Raw genomic sequence first — 23,000 nt, forward strand, 5'->3', positions numbered from 1 at the left:
CATCGTCTATTAATACGTTTTGCCGCAAGCTTTCACCTTTGTGGAAACCACGATAAAAAGGAGTTTTCACTGTTGAAAACTCCATCTTCTCTGCTCTGCTTTTATCGGAATTCCCGATTGTTTTGGCTGCCGCATAATGTCCGAATGCGATTGTGTATTAAGATTTTGACGGGGCAAGATGTCCACATTTTCGAGCTTTTAGGGCAAAAAGGACGTTGACGGGCCCAGATTGGACACACTTTTTCCCCATTTCTTCCGCTCCTTGCGTGCACCGGCGGAGAACCCCTCATTCCCTCTTCGGTCCCGGAGATTGCCCGCCTAAACGTCTGACCTGCAACGCGATATAGAGGTTGGCCAAATGATCGACACGATGAAGCTCGAAACCTGTCAGTTGTTCGATCTTTTTCAAGCGGCCGCGCAAAGTATTCTCATGCACAAAAAGAGTGCGGGCACATTCCGGTACCTGCATTCGGGCTTCAAAATAGCCCTGCAGGGTTTCCAGCAGATCCGCCTCCGTTTCTTCATCATACCTGATAAGAATGCCCAAAATACGCTGACTGAACTCCTGCAGTTCCCGGGCGGGCTGACTGAAGATAAACTTGAGAACTCCCATTTCGGCAAAATAGCACGGACCGTCGTAAGCGAAGGCCTTACCGAGTTCCAGAGCCAGCTTCGCTTCCTGATAGACCTTGTACACCCCATCGATCGCATCGGCGAAGGTACCGACCCCTATGTCCAGAGGGGCAAGGCCCAGACGGCCGCCCGCTTCCAGGAGATCCCCGAGGAAAGACGACACCGTCATCCTATGTTGTTTCTCCTCCTTGCCGAGTAACGGCACCAATATCAGAAGCTGGGCATTAAGAATAATAGCGTGGGGGCGCCGGGTTTCTCGGCTGTGATCCCGCCCCACCAAGGGCATGGCGCGCACTATCCAGTCTTTTAGTTTTCCCTCCGCATGTGCCGCGAAAAGGGCCGGGCCGGTGCCGAATCCATAAACGAGACTCCTTTTCTCATTCCCTTGCTCTTGCTCTTTCTCTTTCTCTTGCTCTTTCTCTTGCTCTTTCTCTTGCTCTTTCTCTTGCTCTTGCTCTTTCCCGTTCGCCGCCTCCGTCTCTTTCTTTTTTTCTTTCTTTACTTGCGTCTTTTTCTTTTCTACCTCCGTCTCTTCCTCTACCGTCGTTCCTTTCTCTAGCTTCGTCTCTTTCTCTACTTTCGCCTCTTTCTTCTCTACCTCCGCCCCTTTCTCTACCTTCGTCTCTTTCCCTTTCTCTTTCTCTACCTCGGTCTCTTTCTCTATCTCTTTGTCTCTCTTCTCCTTTTTCTTCTTCACCCCGGTTTGAATGTCCGGGGAATGTGCCCCTCCTCTTTCTTCGGCCACGACCAAAGCCCAAGCCCCGCTCAGGTCCCAATGCCAAAAGCGGGCTTTGTCAAGGATGTCCCGGCGCGAATCATAGTTGTTATAGAGAATGTCGCGGACAAATTCCGTCTGGTATCCCTCCTCCTTCAGCCGCCCGCGCTCCGTTTCCTCGAAAACGAGCAAGAGAGCCAGAGCCGCCTGCCAAAGGTATTCCTCTTCCTCCGCGGTCAGCACAGGCTGACCGAGAATGAACACAGATCCCAGGTAACGATTTTCGGCGACTAAAGGTACGGCCAAATACTCAATCTCCCCGCTTTTCCCGCGGCCCGGCCACTTACCACAGGTTCTCGGGAGTTCGGCGCAAGTCATGAGCGCCGGCTTCCCCCAATCTCGACCGAAGGCAAGGGGGGGAGAAAAATCCCCGGGTACAAACCCCGAACCCGAAGGGTCATGAAAAGCCAACACGCGACCCGCCGTACTGACAATCACCACCGGACGCAACAGTTTTCCGGCTATTTTACGCGCATAGTAAGGGATATCCCGACCTTTCAGGAAAGCCTCGAGCCACTCCAGGCGAAGGCTCCGCTCATTCCTCCCCACGCTTGGTCCCCGCTTTCCGAGCTTCCCAGTGGCGTCTGACCTGCCGTCCTTCCCGCAAAGGGTAGTACCGGATAGAGGGATGTGTCAACTGTACGTTCTCCACTCCCGGCAACCTGCGCACCCACTCCGGGTTTTCTTCTCTCTCATCACTGAGCTCGATCAATCGCAAAGCATTGACTGGGCAAGCCTCGACACAAAAGGGCACTAGCCCCTCGTCCACCCGCTCGTAGCAAAAGTCGCATTTCAAGACCCGGCCCGTTTCAGGGTCCCGCACCGGCGCCTCAAACGGACAACCTTGCAGGCAAACCCCACACCCCGAACATTTGCCGGCATCCAGAATGACAATGCCGTCTTTGCGTTTGCGCAACGCTTTCTCCGGACACAGGCGCACACACTCGGGGTTCTGGCATTGGTGACAAGCCGAAGACAAAAAATACTTGACCCATTGACCCTTGCGCCTGAGCTCTACCTCCTTCACACGCCGTAAAAAGACCCCCGGCGCTAAACCCCGGTTTGCGGCACAGGCCATTTGACAGGCCCTGCAGCCGAGGCAAAGATTCGGATCCAGCAAAAAAGTTTTCTCACCCACGTTCCACACACCTTACCAAATTGACATAACATGATTGGAAAGAGAGCCCTTTGGCTCCGCTGCTGAGAACTCCCAGGTCGCTTTCACGCAAATTCAAAAGCACATTCAGACCCTTTTCCTTCCCATCTTGACTGCCGAGAAAAGTCACCACAAGATCTGGCGAAACAGAGCGCGTGTAAAGAGCCGGCAGGCAAATCTCCCCCAAGTCATTGTATACGCAGGCCCCTCCTCCGTCCTCGATCCCTTTGGCCCGTGCCGTATCCGGATGAACGAGTAATTTGGGACCTTCTCCGGTCAGAAGATGAAACAGCTGGCCAAACTGGGAGTTTAAAGCGGCAAAACTGCGTACACTGAGCATTTGCAAGGGATAAACGGAAGACCTCTTTCCCCGGCGCTCCGGAATGGGCAGAGGAGATACCCCCAACCTTTCCGCCCGTTGCGAGTAGAATTCGTATTTGCCCGAAGGGGTCAAAAACCTGCGATCCCGCCAGGGAACGGCGGGCAGGCTGAGCCGCGCCGGCCGCTCCGCCAGCTCCCGGTAATGCTTCATACCCCAGCCGGAGTAATACGGCTTCAATGCCCTATCCAACCAGTCCTCCGCTTCTAAGTCAATTGGAAAAGTACTAAACCCGGGGCTGAGGGCATTTAGTTTTCGCGCCAGCTCACGTACGATCCAGAAATCCGGGCGGCTTTCACCGGCCGGTTCCAGGGCTTTCTGGTTGAGCGCAACCCCATAGTGCCAAGTCGAAACGATAACATCTTCGTATTCTAAAAAATCGGCTGCCGGCAAAAGGTAGTCCGCCAGAGCGGCTGTAGCCGTCATCTTTTGCTCCACCACCACCACCGTCTCCATCTGCTTGAGAACATCCCGAACACGGGCGCTCTCCGGATTCTGGGCCACCGGGTTCCGTCCGGCCACCCAAAGAAAGCGCAGGGCCGGGTCCAACTCCGCCAATTCCCGATACCGCCCGGTGGGAATGCACCGTGATGCGTTTTTTCCATCCTCAGCCCGCAGTCCTCTTTCCACCTCAGTCTGGAAAACGAGAGCCGGAAAGGTCCCTGCCTCCGCTGCCGCGGCCGGCAGCGCATAATGCACATTGCCGCCGGGAATACCGATATTTCCCGTCAAGGCCGCCAAGGCATCGATGGCGCGAAAACTCTGACCCGCTGAGGGGTGATGTTGGGCCCCGATCCCCAGCCATAGGGTCGCGGGCTTGTGCCCGGCAAAGAGACGGGCTAAATCCCGGATGTCCGGCTCGCTCACCCCGCTCTCCTCCGTGATGTCCGGCCAATGCAGACTCTCCACATACTCCTTGTAAGCTTCCCAACCCCAACTCGCCTCACGCAGAAACTTTTCGTCCGTAAGTCCCTCTTCCCACAGCACCTTAGCCATCCCCAGTGCCAGATAACCGTCTCCGCCCGGTCTCACCTCCACGTAGAGGTCGCCGCGGGCCGCCGTGGCCGAAAATTGCGGATCGATAACCACCAGCACAGCCCCCCGTGACCGCGCTTCGTAAACATAGCGCATTTGCTGGGACGCCGTCCAGGCCGGATTCGCTCCCCAAATAAAGATCAAGCGCGCCTTCGCCATATCTTCCGGATCAGGCTTCCGGCAGGCACCATAGCTGAGCAAAAGTGCATCCACCCCCGCCGGTTCACAGGGAGAGCCGATGATCGTTGTCACAGGACCCAGGCTGCGGAAAAAGGCATCGACCGTCCCGTTGAGGAGCCCTGTGCTCCCCAAGTATTTGTCCAAAGCGACAGACAACAGAGTCTTTTCTTCTCTTTTAATCCGCGCCAGTCGCTCCGCGATTTCCCCTAAAGCCTCATCCCAGGAAAGGCGCCGCCATCGCCCGGATCCTTTTCCCTCCTGTTTTAACGGATACAGGATCCTCTCGGGGTCATCCTGTGAGCGCCGATAGGTATACCCTTTGGCACAGAGGGCGCCGTGCGTGTAGGGGTCTTTCGGATCTCCCGTGAGACTAATGATTTTTCCTTTGTCCACCGTCGTTTTTAAACGGCAACTGCTGAAACAGTCTCTGGGACAGACATTGATGAAACTCTCAGCCACGAGCTGCCACCTCATTCCGGACCTGACGAAAATTGTACTTTTTTCAAAGGTATGACTATCGACAAGGTTAGAGAAACCACCGGCCTACTCAAGGAAGAAATTCAGAACTTGTCAAGGGTAAACTGGCAGAAATTCCAGATGCAAATAGCTGTCATCGGCCAATACAGAAGACAGAGTCCATCATCTTTTTCTAAACCTTGATGGTCCGCAGATTTGCCGGTTCTGCCCGAAACAATCGGGGTGATATTAAGGTCATAAGAAGCTCAGGACGCGGTTGGCGAATATCCCGGTTGAGTGCTTAAAAAGAATATCCTTATGCAGAGAGGGCACCTCTGTATTTCCGAAAGTTGTTAGGCCTCTCTCTTTTTGACATTATTATATCGTTATTTAGAAGCGAGGTAAAGAACCGGAGGCCCAGAAGACGTCACTTATTCCCTCCCAAACTCCAAGTTGTTAAGTCGAATTTAGCGAGACGACTGGCTGCGGCACACCGGAAATGGCAATACCATTAAGGTCTAAATTCGGTAACTCCAAAATTAGTTTGCGAATCCGTTCGTTAAGCCGTGCATCGGGAATCTGCGTCAGAATTACTTTAACTCAGGCCTCTATGCCCTCTAGCGCCATAATCACGGAGTAGACACTATCAAGTGGGGGCAGTTCTGTTACGCAGAAACTGCCCGCTTGTCATGCGTTCGGGTCGAGCGATTGGTAACGTGGTGGAACAGTTGCTTGATTTAGTCAAATATGCATTAGGTTGGGCACATCAATCCAGCGGGTACCCTCCCTCTTTATCGTCGATGTAACCGTTTTTAGGCAGTTTTTGAATCAGCGAATCCAAGAGCATGTACATAACCGGCACCAAAACGAGAGTAACCAAGGTGGAAAGTCCAAGACCAAATGTGATAACGGCCGCCATCGGAGATAAAGTCTCTGTGCCGGTTCCTCCCAAGATGAGAAGAGGTGACATCGCCAGCACCGTGGCCGTTACCGTCAAACGAATGGGGCGGAGCCGGATCGGTCCTGCCCGGAGTAAGGCTTCTTTCAGGGGCAGGCCTTGACGTCGCAATTGATTCGTATAATCGACCAACACTATCGCGCTGTTGGTAACCAATCCGATGAGCATAATCATCCCCATCAAGGAATTCATATTAAGGGTTTTGTGCATCAGGAATAGCCCCAGGATGGCTCCCGTGAAGGTGGGCGGCAGTGAGAACATGATGACGAAGGGTGTCAATAAAGACTCGAACATGCCGGCCATGACCATGTAAACCAAGATGACTGAGATCACGAGACCACCTCCAAGGGCTTTGAAAGCATCTTTCTGAAGTACCTGGCTGCGGCCTGAATCAATTTGTATCCTTTGGGCAGATGTAGAGCCATTAATTTTGTTTGAATGGTTTTCTCTGCTTCGCCCACGGAAACACCTCTGACTCCTGCTTTGATATGGACTGCACGCAGACCGTTTTCGTGATTGATGACGGTTGGCTGCTGGGACAGCTTTAAGCTGGCAACCTGGGATAGGGCAATAAGCTGACCTTTATTGTTCATAACCTCTGCATCGAGAACTTGCGAGACTTCGCGCGAGAATTTTCCCGGTGTTTTAAGAATGATGTCGTACGAGTTATTTCCTTCATAAAAAGTGGAGACTGTCGCCCCGTGATTGTAGTTATAAAGGGTTGAAATAACTTGTTGCTCGCTCAGCCCGTTGGCAGCAAGAGCGTTGTGGTCTATGCTAAGTTTATAGGCGGGAATACCTGACGAAAGTTGGTTATCGATGTAGGATAGCCCAGGAACTTTCTGCAAAATGTCCGTTACTTGGCTGCTGAGGAGTGCCAATGTGTTCATATCGGGTCCGGTGAGAACCACCTCAACGGTTCCAGTCTCCGGTCCCCGCAAAGCGCTGGCTGGTTTAGCCGTTGTCTTGACACCCGGAAGAGCAGAAGTGAGTTTTTGGACCAAGTAAGCATCCTTGGTCACGTTTGTTCTCTGCTCAGGAGCCAGTGTTACGGTCATTTTCGCTATTTCCGCACCTCCGGTATCTACGCCTGTTACACCTCCTACCTGAGTGTAAATTGAGGTCACGCCTTGAATGCCGGTGCGAATGCGTTCTTCCACGGTTTTGGCCGTGCGTTCGGTGTCTTTAATGTTGTATCCGGCAGGGCAAGTGATGTCGACATTGATCTGCCCAGTATTCACCGCGGGCATCATTTCACTGCCGATCAGAGGGATGAGTGGCAAAACGCTGACAACAAGCAGTAGCGAAAGCAGGACTACGGTAAGACGGTGGGACAAAGACCATGCTAACAAGCGACGATAACCTTGGGTGAGCCAGTGCATCCCTCTGGCGAACCAGTCAAAAGGGGCCCAAAGGCGAAAGGGGGCGTTAAGGCCGGGAATAGATTCTTCTTGGGCAAAACGTGAACCGGCTAAAAACCGGGAAGCTAACATGGGTGTAAGGGTCAAGGCGACAATTACGGCAACGAGATGAGCAAAGACTACGACCAAGGACATGGGTGCAAAGATCTGACCGGCGATGCCGCCTGTGAACAAAGCCGGACCGAATACACTAATCTGGGCCAACGCTGCCACCATTACGGCCATACCCACTTCCTGTGTACCCTGACTGGCTGCGGTCTTGCTGTCCAATCCGGACTGTCTGGCCCGAAATATACTTTCCAAGACTACCACTGAAAAATCGACCAGAGAGCCCAAAGCAATTGCCAGGCTTCCTAAAGTAATGGTGTTGATGGTTAGATGAAAGAAATACATGAGGATGAAAGTGGAGAGAACAGCGATCGGGATTGCGAAAGCGATAACCAAGGTTGTACGGAAACTGCGTAAAATTCCCAGCATGAACAGGACGCCCAGTAAAAATCCCCACAGAGTGTGTTCACTGACAACCTTGACTGTTTCCCGTATGGTTTGAGCATTGTCGCTGACCACCGTAAGGTGAACACCTTGAGGCAATTGGTCCTGCAGAGAAGCCACGGTTTTGCGGACTTCATCTGAGACCTTGACGGTATTGCCGCCACTGGCTTGTTTGATGGAAAAACCTATGGAGGGCTTATTATCCAGACGGGAGACCAGTGTAATATCGGCAAAACTATCTTTGACAGTGGCCACATCCCGGACGGTCAACGTCGTGGAACCCACTGTGATAGGTACAGCTAAAAGCTCTTGTGGTGAGGTAAATTGTCCGCTTATGTTCAATGGAATCAGGTTCTTGTTTTGATTGACTTGACCAACATCGACCGAGATGTTGTCTGATTGGATAGCTTGTGCCACTTGTTGTATTCCCAGATGATAATAATCCAGTTTGTTTGGATCAACATCGATATGGATTTCCCGTTTGAGATTTCCAATCTCATCAACTTGACCTACGCCACTGAGGTGCTGCAAGGTTGGATAAACTAAGTTATCTGCAAGGGATGAGAGCACCTCCAAAGATTGGCTGCCGGAAAGAGCCAGGGTCATAATCGGTAAATCGCTGGGATTAAACTCTTTAACAATAGGAGCTTTGGCGTCCGCTGGTAATGTATTGCTAATACTGTTGATATATCCGCGGATGTTTTCGATCTTGGCATTGAGATCTACGCCATATTTGAACTGTACAGTGATGGTACTGACATTAGGCAAGGAACTGGAGGTGACTTGCTCGACGCCGGAGAGACTTTGCAAAGAGTCTTCAATGGGTTTGGTCACCTGCTGTTCAATAATAACAGGAGAACCCCCTGGATAAGTTGTTACAATACTGGCGGTGGGCCAACTTAGTTCGGGATAAAGATCCTGGGGTAACCCAAACATGGCCACTGCGCCCAGAAGCATAGCAGCCAGCATGATCATGGAAATGGTAACAGGCCGGCGGATCGATAAGTCCGCTATTTTCATTGTTTTCCCCCCTCACCCACGACTTTGACTTTATCGTTGTCGGAAAGGAGGTTCTGTCCCTCTATGACCAACTGGTCGCCCGGGTTTAATCCTTCTGTGATTTCATACACGGATCCACTCATGACGCCGGTCTTAATGATCTTGCTGTGAACGACGCCTTTATCTACTACGTAAACTGCCAGGGCACCGCTAGGCAAAGTGATAATGCTGTCCGCCGGAACAAGAATACCTTGGTGATTTTGGTTAATTAAGTGAGCCTCGACACGCATTCCAGTGACCAGATCCCTCGGGGGGGCTTCAACAACAAGATCGACGGGATATTTTTCGTTCGCTGGGTCTGGAGCCGGATGAATATTCTTAACTTCCCCGATAAGAATCTTTTTCAGTGCTGGAACAACGAGTTCGAGCTTGGAACTTTCTTTTATTTTGTTCAGAATGGTTGCAGGAACCTCGATTGTTGCCATTTGCGGTTGTGTTGAGGAGAGGACAAGAAAACCGGCTTGCGGTCCTACAGCTTGACCGGCCTGGGCGTTGACTGCGACAACATTGCCTGCAAAGGGGGCATAGATATTACCTTTGTCGATATTGACTTGAATGACCTGGGCAGCGGCCTGTGCAGAAGCTATTTGTGCCTCACTCACCAAGTCTGATGGATTGTTCAGGGTTGCCAGATAACTCGCTTGAGCCTGTTCTACCTGATTCTGGGCTAATTTTAGGGCGCTGTCCCGGGCCATCCGGGCATTTTGCACAGCCTGTTCCGCTTGAGTCACAGTAGCCTCAGCCACCTGAACTTCTTTGGCCTGGCGGGCCACTTGCAGATTACTTAGTGCTTGTTGATAGGCAGATTGTGCAACCGCTACTGTTTTATCAGCTTGATCTGATTGAAGTTTGCCCTGGGCGTTTTGAGCAGCAATAGCGGCCTGATCGTAGCCTGCCTGAGCGGCCAGTAAATTGGGATCGGTCAGTGAGTGAGCTATTTGACGCATACGTTCTAGGATTGTTTGAGCCGTGTCAAGTGCATCCTTAGCCTTGGTGGCGTTGTCCTGGTCCATTTGAAGAACCGCGGCCATTTTGCTTTGAGCAGCCTCCCATTGGGTCTTAGCACTTTCGACCGCACTTTTAGCTAAGCTGACGGCACTAGCACTAGCGGTTTGCGCTTTAACCAGTTGAGCCTGGGCGATGCTTAAGCTTGCTTGCGCTTGTGAGACGGCATTTCCGCCGCTCACTTGGGCGTTAGCCAAGGATGATTGGGCTGTCCTCAGGGCAGTAGCTGCAATATCAGTGTTATTCTGCATTTGGCTGGCTGCCGCTTCTCCTTGAGCCTGAGCCAAATTTTCTCCGCTGAGTGCCTGAGATTTTTGAGCGTTTAATTGATCGGTATCCAATTTGGCGAGCAATTGACCGGCGTGGACTTTGTCGCCGGGCTCAACGCAGACAGACTTAATGATGCCGGGAATGGCCGGTGCAATATCGGTCTGGACGTGGGGAGTGATGATTCCCTGAAAGATTTCCGGATCCGGTATGGCAGTAAGCTTCAGTGGCTCTACTTTGACAGGGAGTTTTGTTACTGTTGGCCCGGTAACCTGAGAGCAGCCGGTGAGGGCGAGTACTATGAGGGTATAGGTCAAAAACAAAGACAGACGACGGGAGGCAGAACCGGACATTTTAACAAGAAACATAACAACTCCTCCTTACTTGGTGCTTTTGGCAGCCTGTGCACCATCCAAACCAAATCGTTCTTGCTTTTTCCCGATAGCTAAGGCCGCCACAAATGCCAAGACTATGATGATGATGGATATTTTTAAAGCGTACTGGGCACCAGCCTGGAAAGCGAGTTGCTTGAGAGCCAACAAAAGATGTAACGCTTGTTTGGGGTTTGTTACTCCGTAGACGGAAGGACTCATTCCATAGCTCGAAATGCCCTGTAGTACATGATTACTTAAATTCTGTAGATATGTGTTGAAAGCGGTATCCGTGTGAGTTTGCATCAAGGTACTAAGAATTGCTGTTCCGATCGAGCCGGAGACATTACGGAACGTATTCTGCAATGCTGTAGCACGACCGATTAATGGTTTGGGAACCGCATTCATCCCGGCGGTAGAAATGGGCATGTTTGTTAATCCCTGCCCAGCTGCCGGATCATGTACACAACCATAATGCTGAAAAAAGACCACTCTAGATTAAGACCAGTGAACAACACCGATGCGATAAGCATCATACTCATGCCCACGAGCGCAATCGGTTTTATTCCAATCCGATCGAACAGTTCTCCACTGACCGGCATTAGGATCCCTGTAACTACCGCCCCTGGCATCGTGATTAGTCCGGCCTGCAAAGGGGTTAACCCAAGGCCATTCTGCAAAAAGACCGGTAACACGAACAGTGTGGCTAACATTGCCATACTGATTAGGCTGGTAGCAATAGCGGAAATAAGAAATACATAAATCTTAAAAATCCGCAAATCGAGCATCGGGTTTGCTGAAGTGAGCTCAAGCACAACAAAGAGTGAAAGTAGGATTCCTGAGGCAGTAAAGAGTACGACGATTTCTAGGGATGTCCACCCACTGTTGGGGGCATCTGACAGAGCATAGAGTAGGCAAAAGAAACCAGTCACCGATGTCACAAAACCGGGTAAGTCAAATTTATCCGTTACTTTTTCTTTAAAAGTTGGTAAAAACATTTTAGACATAAAAATATTGATGATCCCCACTGGGACATTTATGTAAAATACCAAACGCCAATTAAGGTATTCCACAAAATATCCACTTAAAGTTGGCCCAAAAGCAGGCGCAAAGAATCATGGCGATTCCCCAGATGCCCATGATGGATCCTCTTTTTTCTGGCTTAGAGAGACTAAAAAGCATAGCCATACTGATCGGCATTAACATCGCCCCACCAATGCCTTGTATCACCCGAAAGGTGATCATGGACTGCACATTCCAGGCCATTCCACATAAAGCGGATCCCAGAGTAAATAGGGTAAGAGCGAACGTATAAACTTTACTATAGCCAAATCGATCTCCCACATATCCGCTGGCAGGCGTTAACATGCCAACTGTCAACAAATACACTGTGACTACCCAAACTATCCGGTTTTGCGTTGTCGCAAAGACTGCCATCATCTTGGGAATCGCTACATTCACAACACTTGAGTCTAACATGGCCATGAAAACCCCGAGCACGATCGTGACCACAGTGAGAAGTTTGATACCAATCTTTTCTTCAAACAGCAAGCTCATCACCCTTTGACTTTATCTTTATAGTAAAGATAAAGTTTCAAAAAAAACTTTTATTCCCCATGGAGAATTACAGTTTGAATTTCTGTCATTAAATCAAAAAGGGCTTGGCACTTTTCCGAGCCTAGTTGCTCAAACAATCCCGAAAATTTGCGTCTCTGGCGATCCATAGCTTCCTGAAGAACCAGTTCGCCTGCGGTCGTGAGGGAGAATTCTGCAATTCGGTGATCTATTACATTCTGATGACGGACAATTAGCTTCTGCTCAATCAAGCGCCCCGTGATAGTGGTTACAGGACCGGATGTGATACCCATAATACCTCCAATTTCAGAGGCTGTACAAGAGCCTTTAAGTTGAATTTGCCGCAGCAGGTAAGCTTGGGCTACGGTTAAAGCGCCGTGTTCCGTAGGACCGATTTCCATAAAACGAAGCATTAAACGGGCAAATTCAGGCATGACAACTTCCAATTGACTGACGCATGGGTTGGGTGTTGTAGATTTTGTCATAGCAAAGACCATTCCTTTCTGCGAAAGGCACCAACAAGGAATGAAACGTGGGCCAATCGCCGTAGATTTAATTTGCCGTCCATGCCTGTAAAAATGTACTCCGTGGGACGGTATACTACAGAGCACGCGGAGGTGAGTGGTGAAGCGGTTTGCCGCTATCTCGTATAGCAATAAGTCGCCGGAAGTTCGTTCAAGCACCAACAAGTAGGACGTTGAGCCTGTAAACTAATCATTGTAAAGACATTACTCCCTTTTTTTAGGGTGATGTGAAGATAACATGTTTTAGATACCTCCTCTGACCGTATTTTATCAGGATATATCTTTAATGTAAAGATATATGGCAAAAAAATTTCTGTCTCCACCGCCTCCATAATATCCTTCAACGCTTTCCTGAGACGGCTGGCTTCGTATTGACCAGAAAACCAAAATTTTGAACCCCACGGGTTATTCCCTCGCTTTCGACAGTCCGTAGACACGGAAAGTGCCTCAAACCCCTATGGCATCAAGGCTTCAGGCACTTGTGAATAACGTAGCGATAGGTGAGTTGTTGCCGGTCACCTTATCCTGGACTCGCGCCAGTTTCCGAATTAGCGCTTATAGAATCCCTGTGATCCTTGCGCTGCAAGACCTCCCGGCTTCAAAAGTGTATTACCCTCTTAATGCGTATTGATTTACATTGAGCACCTCCAGCATCTTCTTTTGTTCGGGCTCCATCCTGTCCCAGGAGAAGGACTCCCGATCTTCCTTGGACGCTCCCAGCTTGGGATCCAGTCGGCCATCTGCAGCTTGCTGGCGGGGGCGACCGCCCTGTTAATTGTTGTTAATGTGGGTTTTTTCAGGCCCTTTTATAAAGCTAGCTTATAATTTTTTTGTTACTACCTTCCTCGCTGGTTTGTTAACCAACAGGGTTATTCTGGGAATCCAGTGTCAATAATCCATTGGGCATTGTCACAATACCTGGTGCAACCCTATCATGAGGGGCAATGCGGATTCGCGAACTCGACAAGATAGTCCGGCATGAGATAACACCCAAGCAACTTTACAGCTCGACAAATCGGCCAACCACTCCGCCACAATCACTGCATTTTCCCAACAGCCCCAAGCCGAATGCGTCTTTCTGCACAGTATACTCCACCATCCGCACTATTTTGTGGCAGCGGTGGCAAAAACAATTAGCGAGCAGTAACTCTCTCTTATCTTCGGGAATGGTTAGCCACAAATCCATGGGATCTCTTCGCTTCGTTTTCTCATCTGAGGTTTCCTCCCGAGCATTCTGCCCAACCTTGGCCTGATCTCGCGAATTTTTCTGACTTCGCTGTCCATTGGCCCGAGTCTGGGGTTTAGTTGCCTTGATAGTGATTCCATACCCTTCATCCAGCCAGCTCAATAGTTTCCCGATGCGCTCCCAGGAGTACGCCTGCCCCCCCATCTCAACATACGGCTCAGACCAACCCATACGCAAAGGGCCTGTAAGCCCATTTTTACCCAAGAAAAGTTTGAGACTCTGCTCACGGCCATCCAGTAAAGCATGCTCAAGCCGGCGGTTCACCTCACGGACAGAGAAATACTCCGGATCATAGAGTCGCCCACCGGTATCCTTCTCCGCCCAAAGCAAGAGTTCTTCCCGTTCCGGATTGTGGCTATCCCTAATGGTTGTTAGAAAGCGCTCATAACCCGCGGCCCCACCCACATCTTCAGGTGGCCTTTGCCGAGCCCCGTCCAGACAAGCCGGCACCGCATACTTTCTACTTTCTTTTAAACGCTTCTCAATCAAAATTTCATGCTCCCAAGAATCGCCAAAATCATACTCGTAGACACAGCGATCGCAACGGCTAAATAGATCGTCTATCAAGGTTTGACCCGAAGGCAGGGCTTGCACAGAAGGGCCATACATCTCCTCCGCCGGAAACTCTCCATCCTCCGCAACAACTATCACTTCCCCAAAGTCAAAGTGATAAAGATGATAGTCAAGCCAGCCAAACGCTTCCTGAATAACGCGGTGCATCTGCGCAAACGTGATGTTTCCAGGGATTCTGAGCCTGCGCCAAATCGTCGGTTCAATGTTGCGGAGCACCACTTTAAGCTGATAGGCCATATCACATCACTCCTTAGATCAATCTATAGACAATTCATTGCCATTTCAGGTCCAATATCCACTTTATCCTGCCAGAAACGATTGAAGCCCTTCGATAAAACGTGTTCTCCGCTCCGATTTGATGGAGGCAGCAACTCCCACTTATGTAGCTCGGTTCGCTGTTTCCTTTTCCTCAACAGCGATACTTTTTCCTTTATCATGCCAGACGGGACACCTTTCGGCATCCCGTCTGCGAATGAGTCTGTATTGTAATTGTTACTGATACGACGCAGGCTAAGACGGGTCGACGCATTGACAGCTCGTGGCCTCTGTGCATTGTGCAAACAGGACCTGAAGATATGCTTTTTCTTGGTCCATCATAAAATCAAGCTTGCTCGAATAACCTGTGCCGCCTCATCAAGAGTACGGATGCAAAAATGCAATTCGTAATCCTCCTAAGTGTGTCCACATCTATCAACGCACGTACTGTCTCTTGAAGAGCTTGCGCCTCTGTGCCAAAGCGGGCGTCGAGGTACTGACAAAGAGCTTTGGCCTCTCCTTTGGCCTCTCCTCTTGCCTCAGTTCTACACCGCCCTTTATCCCATTATACCATCCACAAAATACCGGTCAAGGAAGAACGAAGATGGTGTTCGTCCGGCCGTGGCAACGGAAAGCTAAGCTGTCGGGGAAGTCACCGAATATAAAGATGACAATTACGGAACCCCTAATACACGATGACCCGCCCCTCATCGCCAGAGCATTCTATCAGCATAATTCATCTCACACATTTACTGACTATTCAAAGGCATGTTATAATGGTTAAAAGTGGTAACCCATTCGGGAGGGGGGGGTGAGCTATCCGTGCATCTAGACGGGCAGACCATTGATGTTATTAAGCGACACTTACTTAAAACATTGGACGTGAGTTTAATCATCGTTTTCGGCTCCGGTACTGCCGCAGCTTTTCGTGTTGATAGTGATATTGACCTTGCTTTCTTGAGCGAAAAGTTGATCGAGGAATATCAACTGTTTATAGCGGCTCAAACATTAGCAGAATTCGTCGGTCGCGACGTGGATCTTATAGACTTAAGCCGGGCGTCTACAGTCCTTAAAGCTCAAATCGTTGGCAAAGGCGAAGTCGTTTATTCCCGCAATCCAGGGTTGTTCAGGGATTTTCAGATAAGGACTTTCAAGGACTATGCTCTTTTGAATGAGGAACGGGCGGAAATAATGGAGGCGATCCAAACGAGGGGGTGTATATATGGCGGATGATGTAGTCTACAATAAGATAGCTATTATCGAGCGATGTTTGCTGAGAATCCATGAGGAGTACCAAGAAAATCAGGAAAATCTTCGGAATTATACCAAGCAAGACTCGATCATCTTGAACATTCAGCGAGCTTGTGAGGCGAGTATTGACTTAGCTATGCATATTGTGGCTTTGAAGGGCCTCGGCATTCCACAAAACAGCCGAGATGCTTTCGATATGCTTGTGGGTCACGGGATAATTGATGCGGCAGCAGCCCAACGCCTCAAGGGAATGGTTGGCTTCCGTAATATTGCTGTGCATAATTACCAAGTAGTAGACTTGGCCATTGTGCAAGGCGTGATTGAGCACAATCTACAAGATTTGCGGGACTTTGGCCGCATCGTTCTGACCAAACTGGGCTAAGGACCCGGCCCCACAAAAAGACGCCCGTACTCCTGCCGTAAGGATGCTCTCTCCCGGGTGAGCGCCGCAAAGAGATCCGCCAGAACGTCTTCTCCGCAGGCCCTGCGAGCAGGGCCTGCTGGATGTCAAGGGCACCGACAAAGGAAGGATCCCGGCCAAACTCTCCGCCTAGCCAAGGAGTGGCTATCAACCCTAAATAACTGAATAGGGCGACGGCTGCCGCCTGCCATATGTGTCCCTAAACTTTTACAACCTTTTCCCAGGTATAACGCGTGTCCCCTGGAACGGTCTGAAAGTAAACTTCATAGCCCTGAGCTTTAATGTTTCTTAAAGCTTGCAGTTCTGCTTAGGAGTCGTTTCTACGGCAGGAGCATTCTTTCTCCGGAACAAGGGCCTGCAGTTAGGCGTGGACGCGTCATCGGGGGGACTGTACCTCTAAACATGAAACACGCGGGTTGCGGCATGTGCCAAAACCCACGTGTTTTTTATAAAAATATGGCTCCCTTCAGTTTTCAAATTCAGTTGCTAAGCCATGCATCGTCTCTCGCAAAAGCGGATAAAGCGACCTGTAAAGGGCATAGCCTTTCTCGTAGGTTTCGCCGGCGGAAAGATCCGGTTCCTGACGGCTTTCCACCCTGACCGTTTTGCCGCAGGCTTCTGCCACCGAGGCGTAGACCCCTATTCCGGTTCCCGCCAAAAGCGCCGCACCGAAGGCCGGGCCTTCGGTGCTATTCACTACCGTCACCGGCGCCTGAAAGATATCTGCCACAATCTGCCGCCAAAGCGCACTGCGCGCGCCGCCTCCGGAAACCCTGATCTCTGCGGCGGGAACGCCCGCTTCCTTAATCAATTCCAAGGAATCGCGTAAGCCATATGTCACGCCTTCCAGGACGGCCCGCACCAAATGGCCCTGACCATGACGCATGGTCAACCCGATAAACCCCCCGCGGGCCGCCGGATCGGGATAAGGTGTGCGTTCCCCTAAAAGGTAGGGCAAATACAATAAGCCTTCCGAACCCGCTTTGACGCCGGCCGCCAAAGCGGTCAAGGAGTCGTAGGACGTTTTGCACGCCAACGTCTGGCGCAGCCATTGCAAAGAAGCCCCGGCCGCCAGCATGACCCCCATGAGATGCCATTTCCCCGGCAGCGCATGACAGAAAGAGTGCAGACCGCTTCCCGGCAGAATCTGCGCCTCATCCGCAGCGGCAAAAACCACCCCTGAAGTTCCGAGAGCCACCGAGAGCAGACCGCTTTCCACAATTCCCGCCCCCACTGCCCCCGCCGCTTGGTCCCCTCCGCCGCCGACGACCGCCGTACCCGGCTTAAGCCCGGTGAGCGAAGAGGCGACCGGAGTCACCCAACCGCTGATTTCCGTCGATTCATACACCGGAGGAAGCCAGGCTCGCGGTATGGCCAGCGCGGCCAGCATCTCCTCTGACCAGCGCCGTTTCGTTACGTCCAGCAGGAGGGTGCCGGAGGCGTCCGATACTTCGGTCGCAAGTTCTCCGGTCAGGCGCCAACGAACATAGTCCTTCGGCAGAAGCACGTGTTTTATGCGCGCATAGATCTCCGGCTCATGCCGACGTAACCAAAGCAGTTTCGGCGCCGTGAAACCCGGCAAAGCCGGATTCCCGCTCCAGGCGAAAAGCTTCTCCGTTCCCAGCTCTTCGTTCATCCATTCGCACTCCGCCCCCGTCCTCTGGTCACACCAAAGAATAGCGGGACGGAGAAGTTCGTAATCCTTATCCAGCAGCACCGCCCCGTGCATTTGACCGGAAAGTCCGACAGCCTGAACTTCTTGGCCGCTTAACCCGCTCTTCGTCAAGACCTCCCGCATTCCGGCCGCTGCCGCCTGCCACCACAGTTCAGGATCCTGCTCGGCCCAACCGGGCCGCGGCTGGGCCATGGGATATTCCTTGTAAGCCGAGGCCAGGATGCGACCGGTATCATCAATCAAAACGACCTTGGTACCGGAGGTTCCGATGTCGATTCCCGCAAGATTAATCATATCCCACTACTTCTCCCCACCAAAATAACTCGAATGTTAACTTTTCGCCCCTTAACTCCCGCGTCAGGGCGCCAACTCTGTACGCCGCCCTATCCGTATCATACCCGCACCGACCTGTAAAGGTATTTCGAACCGGACCACCGTAATCCTTGCCTTATCCCTAATATGCCGCACCGACCCAGCCGGGTCTCAGCTATTACCTGCGGGTGGACTTAAGCCAAGAGGGCCTTAGCACGGTCCACCGCCGTAGCCGCATCGGCCGCGTAGGCATCCGCCCCAATCTCGTCGGCAAACTTCTGGGTGACAGGCGCTCCCCCGATCATGATCTTCACCCGCTCCCGGTGAGGCCGAAGGGCTTCAATCGTTGCCTTCATATTCACCATCGTCGTGGTCAAAAGGGCCGAAAGCCCCACCAGTTGGGGTACTCCCACAACATTCATTCCCGCCATTTCGCTCCTCTTGGCCCAGCAATCCGTACATGGTCATAAAACAACCCGGATTTCAAATGATTCGATCGCCCTTTGCGGCTAGATCACCTTCTCCTCGAGAAAGAATAACGTCTGCATCGGCAGCAAGGCGGCCCCGAGAATAGAGGCGTCCTCCCCCAGCTTGGACAAAAGGATCTTTGTGTCCCCTCCCGTAAAGAAGTTGTTAGGCACAAAAACTTTACGGGTCAGTTCTTCGAAGAAAACATCCTTATACTTGGTCAGCCCTCCCCCTAAGACCACATAATCCGGGTCGAGCATCAGGATAATATTTTGAATACCTATAGCCAAATACTCAAGGTACGTATCCAAGGCCTCCCGGGCGGCCGGTTCGCCTTCCCGCACCCGCGCGAACACCTCGTCTATACCCGTCACTGCCGGCCCTCCGCCTGCCCGGTAATCGTCCAGGAGTCCTCTCTCGGAAGCGTAGACTTCCCAGCACCCTTCCCGCCCGCAGTTGCAGGCTTTGCCGTGCGCCACGACCGTCATGTGCCCGAACTCACCCGCCCGTTTGTTTTTTCCTTTATATAGATGGTCTTTGATCACGATCCCGGTGCCGATCCCTTTGGTGATGGAGACATAAACCAGGTTGTTCATCTCTTTAACCACTCCGAGGGCGGATTCCGCATAAGCGGCGGCATTGGCCTCATTCTCTATATAGACGGGTAGGTTAAGCCTGTCGGCGAATTCACGCAAACTGATATTGGCAATACCCAGGTTGGGCGCGTTCTGAAGCACCAGGCTCTCCTCGTTCACGGTTCCCGGCAGGGAGAATCCCACCCCGAGAATTTCCTTGCGCTTTAGGGAGCACCGGTCGATCATCTCCTCGATGATCCGGCAGACCTGATCGGCAATATGCTCATATTTACGCAGTTCTCGGATGGGAAAACTATCCTTCTCGAGAATCCGGCAGTCCAGATCCGTGAGGATAACCCTACCCTCGCTGGGGGAAATATCCACTCCGAAGGCATGACGCGCATCCGCTTTAAAACGAATGATCACGGGCTTGCGTCCGCCCGTCGAGTCTGCGACCCCGGCCTCTTCGACCAAACCTTCCGCCATCAGGTCGTTTACGTTGCTGATTACGGTCGGAATACTTAGTCCCAGGCTCCGTGCAATCTCCTGTTTCGTTAACTGCCTCTCTTTATATAGAAGGTTGAGGATACGTTTGCCGTTGGCATCTTTAATGGTCTCTTGGACAATATTATCCGGCCATAACACCCAAACCGCCTCCGTTCTAACGGTACACCTCCTGCCTGTAGAACACACCCCTACCTGCAAGATTCACCTTCTGCTCGCAGGCCATATCTCACGCCTGTAGGATATACTGATTCAAAATCGATTCCAACGTTTCCTGCTGCCCGGATTCGTTCCTGATGTCTCCCTGAGTCAGGGCGTATTCTTCCAAATCCCTGAAGTCAGCATTCCCTGCGCGAATCTTCTGTCCTATGCCTTGTCTGTAGCTTGAGTATCTGGCTTCGACCATCTTCTCTAAAACCCCGGACTTCAAGAGTTTATAGGCCGCTTTTAAACCTATGGCAAAAGCATCCATTCCCGCGATATGGGCTTCAAACAGGTCCCTGTCGGTAAAGGAACCCCGCCGGGCTTTGGCGTCAAAATTCAAGCCTCCTTTGTGCAAGCCGCCGTTTTTCAGAATTTCATACATAGCCAGAGTTGTGGAGTAAAGATTGGTCGGAAACTGATCCGTATCCCATCCAAGGAGTTCGTCACCTTGGTTGGCGTCCACACTGCCCAGCACTCCGTTGATCCGGGCATAATGCAGCTCATGCTGAAAAGTGTGCCCGGCCAGAGTTGCGTGATTGGCTTCGATATTAACCTTAAAATCCTTATCCAATCCGTATTTTCGCAAGAAGGCCAAGACCGAGGCGACATCAAAATCATACTGATGTTTTGTGGGCTCCTTGGGTTTGGGTTCGATGAGAAGCTGGCCCGAAAAACCAATCTCCTTGGCGTAATCCACCGCCATGCGGAAAAAACGGGCTAAGTTATCTACCTCCAACTCCATGTCAGTATTCAATAAGGTTTCATACCCTTCACGTCCGCCCCAAAATACGTAGTTTTCTCCGCCTAAGCCCAGAGTCACCTCCATGGCTTTCTTGACTTGGGCGGCAGCGTAAGCAAAAACATCGGCGTTGGGCGAGGTGGCGGCTCCGTGCACAAAGCGCGGATGCGCAAATAGGTTGGCGGTACCCCATAACAACTTGACCTTCCCGCCCTGCATGAGCTCTTTAATATAGTCTGTTATTGCCAGCAGATTTTTATTGGTTTCGGCCAGGGACCCTCCCTCCGGGGCTATGTCCCGATCGTGAAAACAAAAATACGGCACACCCAGCTTGGCAAAGAATTCAAAAGCAGCCTCCATTCGGGCCTTAGCTTGGTCCATGGCTTGCGGGTATTTGTCCCAGGCGCGCGCGACCGTCGCGCTGCCAAAGGGATCAATCCCTTTGCCTGTAAACGTATGCCAAACGGCCACCGAGAAGCGCAGATGCTCCCGCATGGATTTGTCCCCGATCATTTCCTCAGGATTGTAGTGCTTAAAAGCCAAAGGATTCTGCGACTCACGACCTTCATAAGAAATCATCGGTATTCCCTTAAACACTTCCTGCATCCCTAATCCCCTTCCCTATTCTGAGTCTTCGCTTTCTTCTGCCTTTCGATGATCAAGCCGAATCCCAAATTCCCAACTTACGAAGCACCCGCATTTCCGCCCCGAAAGCCCCTCAAAAATTACCGGCACTTCGGCCTCAACGAGCAGCCCTACTCCGCTCGCTCTTTTTAAGCCTCTGCTTATACCGCACCCGCCCGGCATGGGGAGCCGGCCCGAAAATCGCATTTTTAGCAACGCCTCTCAATCTGAGTTGTGCGTATTTGATCCATTTCCTCCTCACTGCCGGGAGCGCTCACACCCGGCACGAGATCCCAGAATTCCTGATGATATGCACTTTCCCCCGCCTTCACCACCACCAGCGGCGAAAGAGATTCCATTTCCAGCATGAATTCATTCACGTAAGTTTCGTACGAACATCCTCCATCCGGGTAGGTTACATTTTCAGCCTCGACAAATCCCTTTATGAACATGTTCCCGTGGTTGAAATAGGAGGCCCAGCCCGCTGCGTTATTGAGTCCTAATTTACAGGGAGTTTTGATGCCGGGTTCCTGTTTTAACCGGATATAGCGGCTTCCCCAGTCCAGCCTCGGGTCATCCATCCGCGTATATGGCCATAAAGAAATATGGCGATTGCTGAGGTACCCTGTGTCCGTATCGGGTTGTGGAATCCACTCTTCCCCTCCCGGAGCCATCATTGTGATTCCCCACAAGGCCAAAGAAATGTCCCAGGCATTTCCGTTTTTGATCTTATGGATAATCTCAACCCGTCCCCCGCTCGGTGCCAGTGACAGTTCTACCGCTTTTTGAACTTGCGTCCATTGTTCTTCTTTTTGAATAATGCGCAAACCATTGCGGGTCTGGAATATTTCCATAGGGTCATTGTCCGGCATGTATGTGCGCGGAAACACCTCCGGACTATGCCAGAAACGATGTCCGCCGACCGCTCTCCAGACCCCGTCACCCACTTTTCGTTCAAGATGAGCCTGAGCGCAGAGCATGTTAATGCCGCCACAAAACCCGTAAGACATAATTCTCGGACCGAAATTGCGCGGTATCAGGAGTTCAACCTCCCCATTTGTCAGGCGAATCGCGGCTCCGTACGTCGGGTCTTCTGTCTCTGCGGCGGAAATCCCCGCCATAAGCAACCACTCCTTCTTCTCTTGATCCGACTCTCCGGAAAGCCCCAGTGAGAGCAATCACTGTCTTACTATTTTGCCATTAGCCAGATTATAATCCAGGGACGGACGTTTTTCAATAGGGTTTATAAAGTCCATTGCCAAACTTTTTTCTAACGAACGCCGCTATGCCAGCCCCTTCTCTATTGTCCGTAATAGGCAGTCACACCATGTTTCCTCAAAAAATGTTTGTCCAACAATATTTGACTCATCAGACAAACTTCCGGATTCAGTTGGATGTTTTAAAAGCCATTTCTGCCGCTTTCTCTAGCACAACCGCATTGTAAACCGCATTGCTTTTGATAAACCGTAAACTCCCGCTAGGGAAAATCTACGCAATTAAAAGCAAAAGAGAACGATCTGGACACATTTGTCCTGTTTATCGTCCTCTCGCTTACCGGCCTCTAGTCCGTGCCAGCCTATCTCTTACCTAACTAATCAGACGCGTGCTCACGTGGCCTGATGGCTATAATTTCCACCGAGGAAATCTCAACCTCCGGCCAGACCATGGCGTTCAAGAAAATCCATAAGGCCTTAACCTGTTCATCGCTCAACCGATCGACAAGGGCCTTGACATGCTCCCTCGCAACAATCACGCCAATCACCCCAAGATTATTATATCTCAAAGTTGTGATATTTACCACTTCGCTGTTGCTGAGCATTCACGCTTATAGCTCGAACCAAGACACCGGGAACTCAAGGCGACGCAT

General features: G+C 51.2%; 18 protein-coding genes and 2 pseudogenes. 2 read left to right on the forward strand and 18 right to left on the reverse strand.

What is annotated here, in order from left to right:
* Positions 1-286 precede the first annotated feature (286 nt).
* From MNU25_RS15765 to MNU25_RS15805, 11 genes are all read right to left on the reverse strand, one after another.
* Entirely contained in the window at positions 287-1,957 is a 1,671-nt protein-coding gene (locus MNU25_RS15765; protein WP_240985936.1) for a PucR family transcriptional regulator, read from the reverse strand.
* Positions 1,944-2,546, reverse strand: a complete 603-nt coding sequence (locus MNU25_RS15770) for a 4Fe-4S dicluster domain-containing protein (RefSeq protein ID WP_240985937.1) — start codon at positions 2,544-2,546, stop codon at positions 1,944-1,946. Before MNU25_RS15770 ends, MNU25_RS15765 begins: the two co-directional genes overlap by 14 nt.
* Positions 2,539-4,617 (reverse strand): molybdopterin-dependent oxidoreductase, encoded by a 2,079-nt coding sequence (locus tag MNU25_RS15775; protein ID WP_240985938.1) that lies wholly within the window; start codon positions 4,615-4,617, stop codon positions 2,539-2,541. Before MNU25_RS15775 ends, MNU25_RS15770 begins: the two co-directional genes overlap by 8 nt.
* A 763-nt stretch (positions 4,618-5,380) precedes the next feature.
* A complete protein-coding gene (locus tag MNU25_RS20145; protein ID WP_338077752.1) occupies positions 5,381-6,001 on the reverse strand; it encodes an efflux RND transporter permease subunit in 621 nt (206 codons plus the stop codon).
* The gene (locus tag MNU25_RS15780; protein ID WP_261486698.1) at positions 5,902-8,505 is read right to left on the reverse strand and encodes an efflux RND transporter permease subunit; all 2,604 of its coding nucleotides are present in this window, start codon (positions 8,503-8,505) and stop codon (positions 5,902-5,904) included. The genes MNU25_RS20145 and MNU25_RS15780 overlap by 100 nt, the downstream gene beginning before the upstream one ends.
* Entirely contained in the window at positions 8,502-10,184 is a 1,683-nt protein-coding gene (locus tag MNU25_RS15785; protein WP_240985939.1) for an efflux RND transporter periplasmic adaptor subunit, read from the reverse strand. The genes MNU25_RS15780 and MNU25_RS15785 overlap by 4 nt, the downstream gene beginning before the upstream one ends.
* Positions 10,185-10,196: 12 nt before the next feature.
* A complete protein-coding gene (locus MNU25_RS15790) occupies positions 10,197-10,616 on the reverse strand; it encodes a hypothetical protein (protein ID WP_240985940.1) in 420 nt (139 codons plus the stop codon).
* Positions 10,617-10,621: 5 nt separating this feature from the next.
* Positions 10,622-11,260 carry an MFS transporter gene (locus MNU25_RS20150; RefSeq protein ID WP_261486695.1) on the reverse strand — a complete coding sequence of 213 codons (639 nt, stop codon included), beginning with the start codon at positions 11,258-11,260 and terminating at the stop codon, positions 10,622-10,624.
* Positions 11,247-11,738, reverse strand: a complete 492-nt coding sequence (locus MNU25_RS20155; protein ID WP_261486694.1) for an MFS transporter — start codon at positions 11,736-11,738, stop codon at positions 11,247-11,249. The genes MNU25_RS20150 and MNU25_RS20155 overlap by 14 nt, the downstream gene beginning before the upstream one ends.
* A 56-nt stretch (positions 11,739-11,794) precedes the next feature.
* Positions 11,795-12,247, reverse strand: coding sequence for a MarR family winged helix-turn-helix transcriptional regulator (locus MNU25_RS15800; protein WP_240985941.1), 453 nt, complete (start codon positions 12,245-12,247; stop codon positions 11,795-11,797).
* Positions 12,248-13,286: 1,039 nt separating this feature from the next.
* Positions 13,287-14,342: a plasmid pRiA4b ORF-3 family protein gene (locus tag MNU25_RS15805; protein WP_240985942.1), complete on the reverse strand. Its 1,056-nt coding sequence runs from the start codon at positions 14,340-14,342 to the stop codon at positions 13,287-13,289.
* Positions 14,343-15,182: 840 nt separating this feature from the next.
* Between MNU25_RS15805 and mntA the strand changes: the two genes are divergently transcribed.
* Both mntA and hepT read left to right on the forward strand, forming a co-directional pair.
* Positions 15,183-15,593: a type VII toxin-antitoxin system MntA family adenylyltransferase antitoxin gene (mntA, locus tag MNU25_RS15810; protein WP_240985943.1), complete on the forward strand. Its 411-nt coding sequence runs from the start codon at positions 15,183-15,185 to the stop codon at positions 15,591-15,593.
* Positions 15,583-15,993: a type VII toxin-antitoxin system HepT family RNase toxin gene (gene hepT, locus MNU25_RS15815; RefSeq protein WP_240985944.1), complete on the forward strand. Its 411-nt coding sequence runs from the start codon at positions 15,583-15,585 to the stop codon at positions 15,991-15,993. The genes mntA and hepT overlap by 11 nt, the downstream gene beginning before the upstream one ends.
* Positions 15,994-16,498: 505 nt before the next feature.
* On the opposite strand, the gene xylB is transcribed toward hepT, so the two are convergent.
* The 7 genes and pseudogenes from xylB to MNU25_RS15845 all read right to left on the reverse strand — a co-directional run bounded on the left by xylB (position 16,499) and on the right by MNU25_RS15845 (position 22,886).
* Positions 16,499-18,001 (reverse strand): xylulokinase, encoded by a 1,503-nt coding sequence (gene xylB / locus MNU25_RS15820; protein WP_240985945.1) that lies wholly within the window; start codon positions 17,999-18,001, stop codon positions 16,499-16,501.
* A gap of 212 nt (positions 18,002-18,213) precedes the next feature.
* Positions 18,214-18,420, reverse strand: a pseudogene (locus MNU25_RS15825) (cobalamin-dependent protein); the annotation flags it as partial.
* Between the two features lie 108 nt (positions 18,421-18,528).
* Entirely contained in the window at positions 18,529-19,707 is a 1,179-nt protein-coding gene (locus tag MNU25_RS15830; protein WP_240985946.1) for an ROK family transcriptional regulator, read from the reverse strand.
* An 88-nt stretch (positions 19,708-19,795) separates the two neighbouring features.
* A complete protein-coding gene (gene xylA / locus MNU25_RS15835) occupies positions 19,796-21,115 on the reverse strand; it encodes a xylose isomerase (protein WP_240985947.1) in 1,320 nt (439 codons plus the stop codon).
* A gap of 227 nt (positions 21,116-21,342) precedes the next feature.
* Entirely contained in the window at positions 21,343-22,254 is a 912-nt protein-coding gene (locus tag MNU25_RS15840; protein ID WP_240985948.1) for a hypothetical protein, read from the reverse strand.
* Between the two features lie 179 nt (positions 22,255-22,433).
* Positions 22,434-22,582: pseudogene (gene araD / locus MNU25_RS20640) on the reverse strand (L-ribulose-5-phosphate 4-epimerase); the annotation flags it as partial.
* Between the two features lie 142 nt (positions 22,583-22,724).
* Positions 22,725-22,886 carry a hypothetical protein gene (locus MNU25_RS15845; protein ID WP_240985949.1) on the reverse strand — a complete coding sequence of 54 codons (162 nt, stop codon included), beginning with the start codon at positions 22,884-22,886 and terminating at the stop codon, positions 22,725-22,727.
* Positions 22,887-23,000 lie beyond the last annotated feature (114 nt).

Origin of the sequence: Acididesulfobacillus acetoxydans (genome assembly GCF_902729405.1) — a bacterium.
Classification (GTDB): Bacteria; Bacillota; Desulfitobacteriia; order Desulfitobacteriales; family Desulfitobacteriaceae; genus Acididesulfobacillus; species Acididesulfobacillus acetoxydans.